General features: G+C 55.7%; 12 protein-coding genes and 2 tRNA genes. 13 read left to right on the top strand and 1 reads right to left on the bottom strand.

The features are described 5' to 3' along the window. Positions 1 to 64: 64 nt before the first annotated feature. Both carB and greA read left to right on the top strand, forming a co-directional pair. Positions 65 to 3,295 carry a carbamoyl-phosphate synthase large subunit gene (gene carB, locus ACT3XD_RS10635; protein ID WP_192537968.1) on the top strand — a complete coding sequence of 1,077 codons (3,231 nt, stop codon included), beginning with the start codon at positions 65 to 67 and terminating at the stop codon, positions 3,293 to 3,295. Then, on the top strand, positions 3,292 to 3,768 hold the full coding sequence (greA, locus tag ACT3XD_RS10630) for a transcription elongation factor GreA (protein ID WP_192537967.1): 477 nt from the start codon (positions 3,292 to 3,294) through the stop codon (positions 3,766 to 3,768). Before carB ends, greA begins: the two co-directional genes overlap by 4 nt. A 139-nt stretch (positions 3,769 to 3,907) precedes the next feature. Here greA and yhbY read toward each other — a convergent pair whose 3' ends face one another. After that, on the bottom strand, positions 3,908 to 4,234 hold the full coding sequence (gene yhbY, locus ACT3XD_RS10625; RefSeq protein ID WP_192537966.1) for a ribosome assembly RNA-binding protein YhbY: 327 nt from the start codon (positions 4,232 to 4,234) through the stop codon (positions 3,908 to 3,910). 114 nt (positions 4,235 to 4,348) lie between these two features. On the opposite strand from yhbY, the gene rlmE reads away from it, so the two are divergent. The 11 genes from rlmE (at position 4,349) to infB (ending at position 16,099) form a co-directional block, all read left to right on the top strand. Beyond that, complete coding sequence (gene rlmE / locus ACT3XD_RS10620) at positions 4,349 to 4,996, top strand: 23S rRNA (uridine(2552)-2'-O)-methyltransferase RlmE (protein ID WP_192537965.1); 648 nt, start codon at positions 4,349 to 4,351, stop codon at positions 4,994 to 4,996. A 229-nt stretch (positions 4,997 to 5,225) separates the two neighbouring features. Beyond that, positions 5,226 to 7,250 carry an ATP-dependent zinc metalloprotease FtsH gene (ftsH, locus tag ACT3XD_RS10615; protein WP_192537964.1) on the top strand — a complete coding sequence of 675 codons (2,025 nt, stop codon included), beginning with the start codon at positions 5,226 to 5,228 and terminating at the stop codon, positions 7,248 to 7,250. A 99-nt stretch (positions 7,251 to 7,349) separates the two neighbouring features. After that, positions 7,350 to 8,264, top strand: coding sequence for a dihydropteroate synthase (gene folP, locus ACT3XD_RS10610; protein ID WP_441676344.1), 915 nt, complete (start codon positions 7,350 to 7,352; stop codon positions 8,262 to 8,264). Next, on the top strand, positions 8,261 to 9,610 hold the full coding sequence (glmM, locus tag ACT3XD_RS10605; protein WP_192537963.1) for a phosphoglucosamine mutase: 1,350 nt from the start codon (positions 8,261 to 8,263) through the stop codon (positions 9,608 to 9,610). Before folP ends, glmM begins: the two co-directional genes overlap by 4 nt. Positions 9,611 to 9,688: 78 nt before the next feature. Then, positions 9,689 to 10,438: a triose-phosphate isomerase gene (tpiA, locus tag ACT3XD_RS10600; protein WP_192537962.1), complete on the top strand. Its 750-nt coding sequence runs from the start codon at positions 9,689 to 9,691 to the stop codon at positions 10,436 to 10,438. Positions 10,439 to 10,442: 4 nt separating this feature from the next. Then, the gene (gene secG / locus ACT3XD_RS10595; RefSeq protein ID WP_192537961.1) at positions 10,443 to 10,802 is read left to right on the top strand and encodes a preprotein translocase subunit SecG; all 360 of its coding nucleotides are present in this window, start codon (positions 10,443 to 10,445) and stop codon (positions 10,800 to 10,802) included. A 32-nt stretch (positions 10,803 to 10,834) separates the two neighbouring features. After that, a tRNA-Leu gene (locus ACT3XD_RS10590) sits at positions 10,835 to 10,921 on the top strand. 171 nt (positions 10,922 to 11,092) lie between these two features. After that, a tRNA-Met gene (locus ACT3XD_RS10585) sits at positions 11,093 to 11,169 on the top strand. Between the two features lie 310 nt (positions 11,170 to 11,479). Continuing rightward, positions 11,480 to 11,938 (top strand): ribosome maturation factor RimP, encoded by a 459-nt coding sequence (rimP, locus tag ACT3XD_RS10580; protein ID WP_018917558.1) that lies wholly within the window; start codon positions 11,480 to 11,482, stop codon positions 11,936 to 11,938. 72 nt (positions 11,939 to 12,010) lie between these two features. After that, positions 12,011 to 13,525, top strand: a complete 1,515-nt coding sequence (nusA, locus tag ACT3XD_RS10575) for a transcription termination factor NusA (RefSeq protein ID WP_192537960.1) — start codon at positions 12,011 to 12,013, stop codon at positions 13,523 to 13,525. Positions 13,526 to 13,552: 27 nt separating this feature from the next. Continuing rightward, positions 13,553 to 16,099, top strand: a complete 2,547-nt coding sequence (infB, locus tag ACT3XD_RS10570; protein ID WP_192537959.1) for a translation initiation factor IF-2 — start codon at positions 13,553 to 13,555, stop codon at positions 16,097 to 16,099.

Raw genomic sequence — 16,099 nt, 5'->3', positions numbered from 1 at the left:
CTCCTGCATCATCACTGTATGCCGCTTTTGTCGCTCATCGTCACCATTTTTTGCGGGAACCGTTATGCCTAAGCGTACCGACTTAAACAGTATTTTGATTATTGGCGCTGGCCCGATCGTTATCGGCCAGGCCTGCGAATTCGACTACTCCGGCGCCCAGGCGTGTAAAGCGCTGCGCGAGGAGGGTTACCGGGTTATTTTGGTTAACTCCAACCCGGCCACCATCATGACCGACCCGGCTATGGCCGATGCTACCTACATCGAGCCGATTACCTGGCAGGCTGTCGAGAAAATCATCGAAGTCGAGCGCCCGGATGCCATCCTGCCGACGATGGGCGGCCAGACCGCGCTGAATTGTGCGCTGGATCTGGAAAAGCATGGCGTGCTGGAAAAGTACGGCGTTGAGATGATTGGCGCTAACGCCGACGCGATCAACATGGCGGAAGATCGCGATCTGTTCGACCAGGCCATGAAGCGTATTGGCCTGGAATGCCCCAAGGCAAAAGTCGCGCATACCATGGATGAAGCCTGGGAAATTCAGGCAGAGCTTGGCTTCCCGACCATCATCCGGCCTTCTTACACCATGGGCGGCTCCGGCGGCGGCGTGGCGTACAACAAGGAAGAGTTTGAAGAAATTTGTACGCGCGGTTTCGAGCTTTCCAACAACCACGAGCTCTTGATCGACGAGTCACTGCTGGGCTGGAAAGAGTACGAAATGGAGGTCGTGCGCGACAAGAACGATAACTGCATTATCGTCTGTGCGATCGAAAATTTTGACCCGATGGGCGTGCACACCGGTGACTCGATCACCGTCGCACCGGCACAAACGCTGACGGACAAAGAGTATCAGATCATGCGCGACGCGAGCCTCGCGGTACTGCGCGAGATTGGCGTGGAAACCGGTGGCTCCAACGTGCAGTTCGGTATGGACCCGAAAACCGGCCGCCTGGTCGTGATCGAGATGAACCCGCGGGTATCACGCTCATCCGCACTGGCCTCCAAGGCGACCGGCTTCCCGATTGCCAAAATCGCCGCCAAGCTGGCGATCGGCTACACGCTGGACGAGCTGCAAAACGATATTACCGGTGGACGCACGCCGGCCTCGTTCGAGCCATCCATCGACTACGTGGTTACCAAGATACCGCGCTTTACCTTTGAGAAATTCCCCCAGGCCAACGACCGCCTGACCACGCAGATGAAGTCTGTGGGTGAGGTGATGGCGATTGGCCGTACCTTCCAGGAATCGCTGCAGAAAGCCCTGCGCGGCCTGGAAACCGGTAATGACGGTCTCGACCCGATTATTACTGACTTTACCCCGGACAACATGGCGATCATCCAGGGCGAACTTCAGGCTGCCGGTGCCGAGCGTATTTTCTACGTGGCCGATGCCATGCGCTCAGGCATGAGCGTCGATGAGGTGTTTTCCCTCACCAATATCGACCCTTGGTTCCTGGTCCAGATGGAAGACCTGGTGCTGACGGAAACCGCCGTTGCCAAGCGTTCGCTTAGCGATTTTTCTGCCCGTGAGCTTTATCAGCTTAAGCGCAAAGGCTTTGGCGATGCGCGTCTGGCTAAGCTGCTGAACGTGAGCGAAAAAGAGTTCCGTCAAACGCGCCAGACGGCAGGCATTCGCCCGGTTTATAAGCGCGTGGATACCTGTGCCGCGGAATTTGCCTCGGATACGGCTTACATGTACTCCACGTATGAAGAGGAGTGCGAAGCGGACGTATCGGATCGTCAGAAGATCATGGTGCTCGGCGGCGGGCCGAACCGTATCGGCCAGGGCATCGAGTTTGACTACTGCTGTGTTCACGCCGCGTTCGCCATGCGCGATGACGGCTATGAAACCATTATGGTCAACTGCAACCCGGAAACCGTATCGACCGATTACGACACCTCTGATCGCCTCTACTTCGAGCCGGTGACCCTGGAAGACGTGCTTGAAATCGCTGATAAAGAGAAGCCGGTAGGCGTGATTGTTCAGTTTGGTGGCCAGACGCCGCTGAAGCTGGCGCGTGAGCTGGAAGCTGCTGGCGTGCCGATCATCGGTACCACGCCGGACGCCATCGACCGCGCCGAAGACCGCGAGCGCTTCCAGGTAATGATCGACAAGCTCGGCCTGAAGCAGCCGCCTAACGCCACTGCGCGCAGCTTTGAAGAAGCCTTTGCCAAGGCGGAGACCATCGGTTATCCGCTGGTGGTGCGCCCAAGCTACGTGCTGGGCGGTCGGGCCATGGAGATCGTCTATGACGCCTCCGAGCTTGAGAACTACATGACCAATGCGGTCAAGGTCTCCAACGACTCGCCGGTGCTGCTCGATCACTTCCTGAGTGCTGCCATCGAGATCGATATCGATGCGGTATCGGACGGCCAGCAGGTAGTGATTGGCGGCATCATGCAGCACGTCGAGCAAGCGGGGGTACACTCCGGTGACTCCGCCTGTGCGCTGCCGCCTTACTCGCTGCCTCTTGAGGTGCAGGACAAGATGCGCGAGCAGGTCAAACAGATGGCCGTTGAACTGGGTGTTAAAGGCCTGATGAACGTGCAGCTTGCCTGGCAGGATGGCGAGATCTATGTCATCGAAGTCAACCCGCGCGCCTCGCGTACCGTGCCGTTTGTGTCCAAGTGCATCGGCACCTCGCTTGCCCAGATTGCGGCACGCTGCATGGCGGGCACGACGCTTGCCGAGCAGGGCTTTGAGCGCGAAATCATTCCGCACTTCTATAGCGTGAAAGAAGCGGTCTTCCCTTTCAACAAGTTCCAGGGGGTCGACCCGATTCTCTCACCGGAAATGAAATCTACCGGTGAAGTAATGGGTTCAGGCGAAACCTTTGCCGAGGCCTTCTTCAAGGCGCAGCTGGGCGCGGGCGAAGCAATCCCGGCGCTTGAGGGCGCGCGTAAAGCCTTCCTGTCCGTGCGTGAGCCGGACAAAGAGGGGATTATCGAAGTAGGCCGTTCTCTGCTAACATTAGGCTTCACACTTTGTGCAACACGCGGTACAGCGGCAGCGTTAGAAGCGGCTGGACTGGAAGTGGAGCACGTCAATAAAGTCTACGAAGGTCGTCCCCATATTGTCGATCTGTTGAAGAACGACGATATCGCCTACATCGTGAACACTACCGAAGGTCGTCAGGCCATTAATGACTCTTCGGTCATTCGCCGTACTGCTCTCGCGCGCAAGGTGCCCTATGCAACCACCTTGGCGGGCGCTAATGCCGTTTGCATGGCGCTTGAGTACGGTAGGGAAATTACGGTGCGGCGCCTTCAGGATCTGCATGCAGGAGCAAGTCAATGAACAAGGTCCCGATGACGGTTGCGGGTGAAAAAAGTCTTCGCGAAGAGCTCAATCATCTGAAGGGCGAAGCGCGCCCTCGAGTGATTGCGGCGATCGCTGAAGCGCGTGAGCACGGCGACCTTAAGGAGAACGCCGAATACCACGCTGCCCGCGAACAGCAGGGGTTTATCGAAGGTCGTATTCAGGAAATCGAAAGCAAGCTTTCGGTGGCGCAGGTGATTGATATCACCAAGCTCCCTAATACCGGTAAAGTGATCTTTGGTGTCACGGTGTCGCTACTTAATCTGGATACCGATGCAAGCGTCACCTACCGCATTGTGGGCGAGGATGAGGCGGATATTAAATCTGGCCGCATTTCTGTTACGTCCCCTATTGCGCGCGCGCTGATCGGCAAGGAAGAAGGCGACGTTGCCGTGGTCAAGACACCGGGCGGCGACGTTGAGTATGAAATCGAAAGCGTCGAGTATGTGTAAGCGCTGGTATGTGTAAAAGCGCGTAAAACGAGCGGACGCCCGGTTCATCGGGCGTCCATTAAAAAAGCCCGCGCCTCAGGTTGATATCAACCGAATCGCGGGCTTTTTATCGCTTTTTTAACGATCAGTCAGCGGCGTTTTAGTGGCGGCCGTGGTGATCTTCGAAGCGTGTAACGTTAGAGAGCTTCGGATTCACTTTAGGGTTCTTGCGATAAAGCAGCGCCATTTTACCAATCGTTTGCACGACTTCGGCGCGGCTATCGGTAACCAGTTCGTTTAGCATGGCCGCACGGTCGTCACGCTCAGGCAAAGCAAGTTTCACCTTGATAAGCTCATGATCGTTGAGCGCGCGGTTGAGTTCTGCGAGCAGATTTTCGGAGACGCCGTTTTCAGAAACGGTGACCACCGGGTTAAGGTGGTGGCCAATGCTGCGAAATGCTTTCTTTTGTGCCTGTGACAAGCTCATGGTATCTTGCGGTATCCCGGTTAGCGCTTAACGCTCCATCTTACGGTGAAATGCCACCGAGTGAAAGCAATCGCGTGCAAGCACCCATCTCTTATTCCAGCGTTAGATTCCTACATGCAGCAAAAACCCCCAAGTCGTAAACATTCAGTGAGCAAGACCAGTAATAACTGGAAGAAAGAACATTTTGACGACCAGTATGTGAAACAGAGCTGGCAGGATGGCTATCGCTCGCGGGCAAGCTATAAACTGCTTGAACTCGATGAAAAGGATAAGCTGTTTCGTCCGGGCATGACGGTGATCGACCTGGGGGCGGCGCCTGGCGGATGGAGCCAAGTGGCGGCAGACAAGGTAGGTTCGGAAGGCGTGGTGATTGCTTCCGATATACTAGAAATGGATGCGCTGGCAGGGGTGAACTTTATCCAGGGCGATTTTACTGAGGAATCGGTGCTGAACGCGATTCTTGAGCGCCTGGGAAATCGCCCGGTGGACCTTGTGATGTCGGACATGGCCCCCAATATGAGTGGTATGGCGGCGATTGACCAGCCTCAGGCCATGTATTTGGTAGAGCTTGCCTTGGAACTTGCCCGTGAAACGCTATCTCCTGGCGGCCGGTTTCTCGCCAAAGTGTTTCAGGGGGAAGGATTTGATAGCTACCTGAAAGAGTTGCGCGGCAGTTTTGATCGTGTCGTGACCCGTAAGCCAGATGCTTCGCGGGCACGTTCCCGGGAAGTCTACTTTCTAGCGGAGGGGTTTCGCGGCTAAACTATACCCACAGGTATGGAGCGCGGGCATGAAAACGTGCATAGCAAAGATTTATCATCGCGATTGCCAGACAGGCAGGCGCAAGGTGTGTCACATTATAGGCATGAAATAAGCGTGATACAGATGGCCCAAAGACAATGGTGCTTTGGCAAGGGTTGAACGTCCGGTATGGCTTTATGGTCTTAATGTCGGCGGTTAACTGACGGATTCTTGTAATGAGGGTAGCCCCTTGAACGATATGGCGAAGAACCTGATTCTGTGGCTGGTCATTGCGGCTGTGCTACTGACAGTGTTCAACAATTTTAGTACGGAAAGCGCTCCGCAGAACACGAACTATTCCCAGTTTGTGCAGCAGGTGCAAAATCAGCAGGTCCGCAGCGTTACCATTGATGGCTATACCATTCAGGGTGAGCGTACGGATGGTTCGCAGTTCCAGACTATTCGTCCGGCAGCGGAAGATCCCAAGCTGATGGATGATCTGCTAAGCAATAACGTAAACGTGGTGGGTAAGGCGCCAGAGCAGCAAAGCATCTGGACGCGTCTGCTGATCGCAAGTTTCCCGATTCTGCTGATCCTGGCCATCTTCATGTTCTTTATGCGCCAGATGCAGGGCGGTGCGGGCGGCGGTAAAGGTGGCCCAATGAGCTTTGGTAAATCCAAGGCCAAACTGCTTTCCCAGGATCAGATTAAAACCACGTTTGCTGACGTGGCAGGCTGTGATGAAGCCAAGGAAGAAGTCGAAGAGCTGGTCGACTTCCTGCGCGATCCCACCAAATTCCAGCGCTTGGGCGGTACCATTCCGCGCGGCGTGTTGATGGTAGGCCCGCCGGGAACCGGTAAAACGCTGCTGGCAAAATCTATTGCCGGTGAAGCCAAAGTACCCTTCTTCTCGATTTCCGGTTCGGACTTTGTCGAAATGTTTGTGGGTGTCGGCGCGTCACGCGTCCGCGATATGTTTGAGCAGGCCAAAAAGCAGTCACCCTGCATTATCTTTATCGATGAGATTGACGCGGTAGGTCGTTCACGCGGTGCTGGTATGGGCGGCGGTAACGATGAGCGCGAGCAGACACTTAACCAGCTATTGGTTGAGATGGACGGCTTTGAAGCCAATGAAGGCGTGATCGTGATTGCCGCGACTAACCGTCCGGACGTACTCGACCCGGCACTGCTGCGTCCAGGCCGTTTTGACCGTCAGGTAACCGTTGGCTTGCCGGACATTCGTGGTCGTGAACATATTTTGGGTGTTCACCTGCGCAAGGTGCCGCTGGCAGAAGACGTCAAACCTTCGATCATTGCCCGCGGTACGCCAGGCTTCTCCGGTGCTGATCTGGCCAACCTGGTCAACGAGTCGGCCCTGTTTGCTGCGCGCCGCAACAAGCGCTTAGTGGGCATGGAAGAGCTTGAGCTCGCCAAGGACAAGATCATGATGGGCGCTGAGCGCAAATCCATGGTCATGTCCGACAAAGAGAAGCTTAATACGGCGTATCACGAGTCAGGCCATGCGGTTATCGGCTTGATAATGCCTGAGCACGACCCGGTCTATAAAGTGACGATTATTCCGCGCGGGCGGGCCTTGGGTGTGACCATGTTCCTGCCCGAAGAAGATCGTTACAGCCTGTCGCGTCAGCAGATCCTGAGCCAGATTTGTTCGCTGTTCGGTGGTCGTATCGCTGAAGAGATGACGCTGGGTGCCAACGGTGTCACCACTGGTGCCTCTAACGACATCAAGCGTGCGACTGAGCTTGCTCACAACATGGTAGCGAAGTGGGGCCTGTCGGATGAAATGGGCCCGATCATGTATGACGAGGACGAATCGCATCAGTTCCTGGGTGGCCCGGGCCAGGGCGGCAGCAAGCTCAAATCTGGCGACACGACCACGCGTCTTGATAAAGAAGTGCGCAAGATCATTGATGAGTGCTACGAGCAGGCACGCCAGATTCTGCACGATAATCGTGACAAGCTGGACGCCATGACCGAAGCATTGATGAAATACGAAACCATTGATGCCGCGCAGCTGAAAGACATCATGGAAGGCCGTGAGCCGCGTCCGCCGGAAGGTTGGAATGATGGTGACTCCTCTGGCGGCGGTACTCGCGTTAGCGATGACAAGCCCAAAGCACAAGGCGATTCATCCTCTAGCTCTTCAAGTGATAGCGCTTCAGGCGATGGCACTTCAGGTGACGATGGTGAAGAAGATGACGATCAGCCTCGACGCCGCCCCTCTGACCCGCTAGGTGGCCCTACCGGCCCCTGACCGGTCGCTGGCTACTGCCAAAGGCGCCCCACTTAGGGGCGCCTTTTTGTTATTCTGTAGGCAGGCAAGTAGCAATGCTTCTTTTTTATAGGTAGCAGCATGAAATCAATAATCTACCCTCCTAACTCTCCAGAAATGAATGATAATGTTCATATGCGCTGCGGGCGTCATTCACTGGATATGTCTTTTCCCCGGGTGATGGGGATCTTGAATGTCACGCCCGACTCTTTTTCTGATGGTGGCCGACACGTGGCGCTGGACGATGCACTGCGCCACGCCGAGCGGATGCTGGCCGAAGGCGCGGCGATTATTGACGTGGGCGGAGAGTCCACGCGCCCTGGAGCCAGCGCACTGGGGGCTCAGGAGGAGCTTGATCGTGTTGCCCCAGTGGTAGAGGCGCTAGTACGTGAGTTGGATGCGCTGATATCGGTGGATACCAGCTGCCCGCTGGTGATGCGCGAATCAAGCGCATTAGGTGCGGGGATGATTAATGATGTGCGTGCGCTTGAGCGTGAAGGCGCTTTGATGGCTGCGATTAGCAGCGGGCTCCCCGTGTGTTTAATGCACCGTCAGGGTGAGCCTCAGGATATGCAGCAGGCGCCTTCTTATGATCAGCCGGTAGAAGAGGCCGTTGCCAGCTATCTGGCCCAGCGAGTAGCTGAGTGTGAGGCTGCTGGCCTGCGGCGCAGCCGGTTACTGTTGGATCCAGGCTTTGGGTTTGGCAAGACGGTTGAGCATAATTTGCGCCTGTTAAAAAATATGGACGCGCTACAGTCTCTTAACCTGCCACTGCTGGTGGGAATGTCGCGCAAAAGCATGATTGGCAAAGTGCTGGGACGGCCCGTAGAGGAGCGTCTGGCCGGCGGCTTGGCGCTTTCTGCCATGGCCGTTGAACGTGGCGCCAAGATTTTACGCGTACACGATGTAGGCCCGACGGTAGATGCCGTTAATATGGCCTGGGCAGTACTCCAAGAGGGTTGCGAAATGCCGTTTAATGAGGAAAGACACCCATGACACGACGCTATTTTGGTACCGATGGAATTCGCGGTACGGTCGGGCAGTCACCCATCACCGCTGATTTTATGCTTAAGCTTGGCTGGGCAGCGGGCCAGGTGCTGCGTCGCGAAAAAGGTCGTACGCGCGTGCTAATTGGTAAAGATACGCGCATTTCTGGCTATATGTTTGAGTCAGCGCTTGAGGCTGGGCTTTCGGCGGCGGGGGTTGATGTCTCGCTTCTGGGGCCAATGCCGACACCGGGCATTGCCTACCTGACACGCACCTTCCGCGCTGATGCAGGTATCGTGATCTCAGCTTCCCATAACCCGTTTGACGATAACGGCATCAAGTTCTTCTCGGCAGAAGGCAAGAAATTGCCTGATGAGACGGAAGACCGCATTGAGGCGATGCTGGAGGCGCCGTTGACCACCGCTGAAGCAGCGCAGCTAGGGAAGGCAGCGCGCATTGATGATGCGGCCGGGCGCTACATTGAGTTTTGTAAATCGACGCTGCCGGACCGTTTGAGCCTGCATGGTTTAAAAGTGGTGCTGGACTGCGCTCATGGCGCGACTTACCACATTGCGCCCAGTGTTTTTCGCGAGCTGGGGGCCGAGGTCAGTGTGATTGGCGCCTCGCCTGACGGGGTGAATATCAACCACCAGGTGGGCTCGACGCATCCGTCGGCCCTACGTGCCTCGGTTATTCATCAGGGCGCTGACCTGGGGATTGCCTTTGATGGTGACGGCGATCGTGTGCTGCTGGTCGATGCTGACGGACGTGAAGTGGATGGCGATGACATCCTCTATCTCATCGCCTGCGACCGCCATGAGCGCGGCCTGCTTAATGGTGGCGTCGTCGGCACGTTGATGAGTAACTTCGGCCTTGCCGTGGCGCTTGAGAAGCTGGGTATTCCGTTTAAGCGCGCCAAGGTGGGTGACCGCTTTGTCATGGAGATGATGGCGGCTAATCATTGGGAGTTGGGTGGCGAGGCTTCTGGGCATATCGTGTGTAGCCATGTGCAAACCACCGGTGACGGGATTGTGGCCGCTCTGCAGGTGCTGGCGCTGATGATGCGTGAGCAGAAATCATTGCCAGTACTGCTTCAGGGCTTGGAAAAAACGCCGCAGGCGTTAGTTAATGTGCGCTTACCTGCCGGAACCCAGGCGCGCGACGTCATGGCCTCAAGCGCTTTGCAGGAGGCCGTCACTGCGCTGGAAAAAGAACTGGGTGATCAGGGGCGGGTGCTATTGCGTCCCTCGGGTACTGAGCCGCTGATTCGCGTGATGGTGGAAGGACGCGAGCACTTGAATGTGAATCAACTGGCTCAGGGGCTGGCTGATCAGGTTCAAGCCTTGCTCAATTAGTCCAGTTGTGTTTGCCAGCGGTTGTCTTGACAAGGCGGCTCCTATACCATTTCGCTCCACCTGGAGTGAGGAGAGTCGATGCGTACGCCATTAATTGCCGGTAACTGGAAAATGAACGGGTCCACGGCACTGATCAATGATTTCGGCAGCGCGTTTGCTGACGTGTCGTTGCCGGAGGCTCTGGAGATTGTGGTTATTCCGCCATTTCCCTATCTGGAGGCGGCGCGTCAGTCGTTTCGCAATACACCGCTTCAGCTTGGCGCACAAACGCTTAACCCTAATGGCTCGGGTGCGCATACGGGTGAAGTGAGCGGCCGGATGCTCCAGGAGTTTGACGTGACGTACGTACTGGTCGGCCATTCCGAGCGGCGCGAGCTTTACCGCGAAAGCGACGAACAGGTGTTTGATCGCTTGTTAGCCGCGCTTCATGTAGGGCTTAAGCCGATCCTGTGCGTAGGAGAGTCGCTTGCCGAGCGTGATGCAGGGCAGACTATGGACGTGGTATTGCGCCAGGTCGGTTACGCTATGGCACGCCTGGAGCCTGAGCAGCGCCAGCAGGTTGTGATTGCCTATGAGCCCGTATGGGCGATTGGTACTGGGCGCACAGCGACCCCGGAGCAGGCTCAGGAAGTGATGGCCGGTATTCGAGCCTACCAGGCAGGGTTTAGTACAACGCTCGCCGAGCAGTTACGCTTGCTCTACGGCGGCAGCATGAATGCAAAAAATGCGGCTGAGCTACTTGCCCAGCCGGATATCGACGGCGGTTTGGTGGGCGGTGCTTCGCTCAAAACCGACGATTTCTACGCCATTTGTCAGTCAGCAGGATAACGCCATGCAAGTTGCAATTCTTATGGTCCACGTGGTGATTGCGGTCGCCCTGGTTGTATTGATCCTGCTTCAGCAGGGTAAAGGTGCCGAAGCCGGCGCTGCGTTTGGGGGCGGTGCCTCACAAACGGTCTTTGGCTCTCGGGGTAGCGGCAGCTTCTTGTCGACTACTACGGGTATTCTGGCAGCAGGTTTTTTCGTGACCTCCATGGCGCTTGCCTACTTTGCAACGCAAGCAGGACAGGCGCCGGAAGCCGGTATTCCAGACTCGCGCTTGATCGAGCAACAGCGAAGCGTTCCAACGCTTGACGATAGCCCTGCAAGTGTGGATAATACCGCGCCAGTGCTAGAGGAAAGCAGCGAGTAATCGTGATGTCGCTTTCTATAGCCTCCCCTGATGCCGAAGTGGTGGAATTGGTAGACACGCTATCTTGAGGGGGTAGTGACCGTATGGTCGTGCGGGTTCAAGTCCCGCCTTCGGCACCATCTGATTCGCTGGCTCGCCAGCTTCCCAGATTCTTTTTCAAAGCTGTATTTTGTCAAAACGCATTGTTTCGTCAAAAAACATTTTGCTAAAGAGAGCAGGTTTGGCACCTGAGACGAAAAGATAGCTTGACGTAAGTGGTTCAAGTGTCTATTATCGTCGACCTAGATTGATGCGGGGTGGAGCAGTCTGGTAGCTCGTCGGGCTCATAACCCGAAGGTCATCGGTTCAAATCCGGTCCCCGCTACCATTATTCTAGTAGCATGTTAGCTAAACGGTTTGCCTGGCAGAATGTGTTTTAAATGATCTGCCAACAAGGTCACCCGTTACAGGCAATAAGTCTGTCACATGTTGCTAAAATGGTATTACAGGTTTCTTATGAAAAGCCCCTTCCTGTGAAGGGGCTTTTTGTTAGCAAGCTTTTTGTTAACAAGAGTGTCTCAAGAGCGGATATCGTCCGAGTTGCCGGAGACACATTCCGGGTAACGCCAATCAGCCACCTAGCTTTTCTTATAACTCCTGGCCAGGTGCCTGATGCAACGGCTATAGGAGCTTTGTCTGTGGCCACAAAACACGCTGCGCTACATGCACTAATAGAACCTGTCGTTTCCGCCATGGGCTTTGAACTGTGGGGTATCGACCATCTTTCCCAGGGCAAGCAATCGCGGCTGGTGATCTACATCGAACGCGAAAGTGGTGTCAATGTGGAAGACTGCGCCGATATTAGTCGCCAAGTCAGTGCTGTGATGGACGTGGAAGACCCCATCCCCGGTGAGTACCGGTTGGAAGTTTCTTCGCCCGGTATGGCACGCCCCTTATATACCCTGGATCAGTTTATTCGCTATCAAGGCCATCATGTCGCGCTTAAGCTGCGCATTCCATTTGATGGTCGGCGTAAATACCAGGGGCTCTTGGCGGGTGTCGAGGGTGATGAAGTACTGATACAGCTGGATGGCGAAGAATACTGCTTTCCCATCGAAAGTATCGATTCGGCGCACATCGTACCGCAGTTCGATTAACCGGGTGGCGGCGCTGCCGGCAGGCTGCCGGGGTGATGCACAAAAGGACAGGTTTTCTGGCGAGGCAAACGCATGAGTAAAGAAATTTTAATGGTCGTTGACGCGATCTCTAATGAAAAAGGCGTCCCCCGGGATGTCATCTTTGAGGCGGTAGAAGCCGCTCTTGCGAGCGCGTCACGCAAGCGTTTTGAGAATGAAGAAGCCAACGTGCGGGTTCATATTGACCGTCGCACGGGGGAATACGACACCTTCCGCTACTGGACTGTAGTAGAAGATGACGAATTCGAAACGCCAGATTACGAAATCAAAGAAACCATCGCCGAACAGCGCGATCCGCCGTTAAAACTGGCCGACGTTGTCGAGAAAAAGATTGAAAATGCGGTGTTTGGCCGTATTGCTGCCCAAACGGCGAAGCAGGTTATCGTACAAAAAGTACGTGAAGCCGAGCGCGCTGAAGTGGTGCGTCAATACGCTGACCGCGAAGGCGAACTGGTGGCCGGTATTGTTAAAAAGACCACCCGCGACGGCCTGATTATCGATTTGGGCGAGAATGCCGAGGCATTCCTGCCGCGTAATGAAATGATCCACGGTGAGCGTTACCGCATGAATGAGCGGGTTCGCGCACTGCTGGTCAAAGTTGATCCGGATGCACGGGGCGCTCAGCTTCAGCTGTCGCGTACCAATCCCGCGTTGATTATCGAGCTGTTCAAAATTGAAGTACCTGAAATTGCTGAACAGCTGATTGAAATTAAAGGGGCTGCCCGCGACCCCGGCTCACGTGCCAAAATTGCGGTTAAAACCAACGATCGACGCATCGACCCGGTGGGTGCATGTGTAGGTATGCGCGGTTCGCGCGTTCAGGCGGTCTCATCCGAGCTGCAAAATGAGCGTGTTGATATCGTGCTGTGGGACGACAATCCCGCCCAGTTGGTGATTAACGCCATGGCGCCTGCCGATGTTGGGTCTATCCTTGTCGACGAAGATGCCCACGCAATGGACGTTGCCGTTGCACAGGATAACCTGGCACAGGCAATTGGTCGTAGCGGTCAGAACGTACGCCTGGCATCCGAGCTTACCGGATGGCGTATCAATGTGATGACCGAGGAAGAGGCCGAATCCAAGCGTGAGCAGGAAATTGATAGTCTGGTGGATTCTTTCATTCAGCATCTGGGTATCGACGATGATGTCGCCCGCCTGCTGGTGGAAGAAGGCTTTACCACCTTGGAAGAAGTTGCCTACGTGCCGCTTGAAGAGATGCTTGAAATCGAAGAATTCGATGAAGATTTGGTTGAAGAGCTGCGTGCACGCGCTAAAGACGAGCTGCTGACGATGGCGATTGCCTCGGAAGAAGCGCTAGATGGTGCTCAGCCAGCAGCCGACTTGCTGGAAATGGACGGTATGGAGCGTCATCTGGCGTTCACGCTGGCTAGCCGCGGCATTATCACCATGGAAGATCTCGCCGAGCAGTCTGTCGACGATCTGGTCGATATCGAGGAGTTGGACGAAGCGCGCGCAGCGGCACTGATCATGACTGCCCGTGCGCCCTGGTTTGAAGACGATAACGCATCGGATTCAAACACACAGTAAACAGGTCACGGGCTGAGGAGGGTCACTATGTCAGATATGACAGTTAAAGATTTTGCAGTAAAGGTGGGCCGTGATGTGCCCCGCCTATTGGAACAAATGAAAGAAGCTGGCCTTAAGCACGCCTCTGAAGGCGATGCCGTGTCTGAAGAAGACAAGCAGAAACTGCTGAGCTTTCTGAAGAAAAGCCATGGCGGCGACGGCGAGACTGATACAAGTAAAAACCGTATCACGCTGACCCGTAAAACGCGCAGCCGTATTAAAACCGGCGAGCGTGGCAAAACGATCGAAGTGCAGGTACGTAAGAAGAAAACGTACGTTAAAAGCGCCGAAGAAGATAAACCGAAAGCCGCTGAGCCCAAGCATTCTGGCCCGCGCCAGCTGGTAGGCGATATGGCTGAAGCCGAAGCTGAACGTAAAGTTCGCGACGCGCGTGAAGCCGAAGAAAAAGCCGCCGCTGCCAAAGCCAAGGCCGCTGAAGACGCAGCGCGTAAAGCAGCCGAAGCGAAAGCCGCGGCTGAGCCGAAGCCTGCGCCCAAGGTGGAAGTGCCCGAGCTTCAGATCGACGACACGCCTCCGGCAGAAGATATGCCACCAGCACCGCCGAAAGAAGGTCGTACCGACCGTCGTACCGCGCCGCCCAAGAAGGCTGCTGCGAAGAAGAAAGGTCGTGACGACGACGATGACCGTGGCGATCGCGAAGAGCGTAAGCGTGGCGGTGGCGCGAAGAAAGTAAAACGCGCCGAACGTCGTGGCGGTCGTCGGGGTGGCGCAAGCCAGAGCGGCAACGGCAAGCATGGCTTCCAGAAACCGACCCAGCCGATCGTGCGTGAAGTATCGATCCCTGAGTCGATCAGCGTTGCTGATCTGGCCGACAAAATGTCGATCAAAGCCAACGAAGTGATCAAGGCCATGTTTAACATGGGCGCGGCCGTGACTATCAACCAGACCATCGATCAGGATACTGCAGCGATCGTGGCGGAAGAGATGGGTCACAAGGTCAAACTGGTGAAAGATGACGCGCTGGAAACGGAAATGCTCGAAGGCATCTCCTACGAAGGCGAAGAGATCACCCGTTCACCGGTGGTTACCGTCATGGGTCACGTTGACCATGGTAAGACCTCGCTGCTTGATTACATTCGTCGCGCCAAGGTAGCTACCGGCGAAGCGGGTGGTATTACCCAGCATATCGGTGCTTATCACGTTGAGGACGATCACGGTGGCGTGACCTTCCTGGATACCCCTGGTCACGCCGCGTTTACCGCCATGCGTGCCCGTGGTGCCAAGGCAACCGACGTGGTTATCCTGGTCGTGGCTGCCGATGATGGCGTAATGCCCCAGACTGTGGAAGCAATCGAGCACTCCAAAGCGGCCGAAGTACCCATGGTCGTGGCGGTGAACAAGATTGATAAGCAGGGCGCTGATTTTGACCGCATTCGTAACGAACTCTCGCAGCATGGCGTGATTTCCGAAGAGTGGGGCGGTGATGCCCAGTTTGTTCACGTTTCCGCCAAGACCGGTGAAGGCATCGAAGAGCTGCTGGAAGCAATCCAGCTGGTCTCTGAAGTGCTTGAGCTTAAAGCGGTACCGTCGGCACCTGGCAAAGGCGTTGTCGTTGAGTCGCGCCTTGATCGGGGCCGCGGCCCGGTCGCTACCGTACTGGTTCAAAACGGTACTCTGAAGAAAGGCGATATCGTTCTGGCTGGCCTGCATTATGGCCGCGTACGTGCGCTGACCAACGAGCTTGGCCAACAGGTTGAGAACGTCGGTCCCGCCATGCCCGTAGAGATTCAGGGCCTGGACGGCACGCCGGATGCCGGTGACGACTTCATGGTCGTGGCTGATGAGAAGAAAGCCCGTGAAGTGGCCAACTTCCGTCAAGGCAAGTACCGTGAAGTACGCCTGGCACGTCAGCAGAAAGCCAAGCTTGAGAACATGTTCAGCCAGATGGGCCAGGACGAAGTGGCCAAGGTCAACATCGTTCTGAAAGCCGACGTACAAGGTTCGCTCGAAGCGATCAAAGGCGCCCTGGAAGAACTCTCCACTGATGAAGTACAAGTGGCGGTGGTTTCTTCAGGTGTCGGCGGTATCACCGGTACTGACGCCAACCTGGCGCTTGCCTCTGAGGCTATCGTGGTCGGCTTCAACGTCCGTGCCGACGCCGCTGCCCGCGAGATCATTGAGCGCGAAGGCCTGGATCTGCGTTACTACAGCGTCATCTACCACTTGATCGATGAGGTCAAGCAGGCGATGAGCGGTATGCTCGCCCCCGAGTGGAAAGAAGAGATCGTGGGTGTTGCCGAAGTACGCGACGTGTTCCGTGCGCCGAAGATCGGTGCGGTGGCAGGCTGTATGGTCGTCGAAGGTTCAGTGTTCCGTAACAAGCGCATCCGTGTACTGCGTGACAACGTGGTCATCTACGAAGGTGAACTCGAGTCGCTGCGCCGCTATAAAGACGACGTCCAGGAAGTACGTAATGGCGTTGAGTGTGGCATCGGGGTGAAGAACTACAACGATGTCCAGGTCGGCGATAAGATCGAAGTCTTCGATCAAGTCAAAGTCGAGCGCAGCCTGTAA

Origin of the sequence: Halomonas sp. AOP7-B1-5, assembly GCF_052353045.1 — a bacterium.
In the GTDB taxonomy this organism is placed as follows: Bacteria; Pseudomonadota; Gammaproteobacteria; order Pseudomonadales; family Halomonadaceae; genus Vreelandella; species Vreelandella colorata.
Note: the sequence above shows the minus strand (reverse complement) of the source record. Positions and strands in the feature narration are given on the sequence as shown.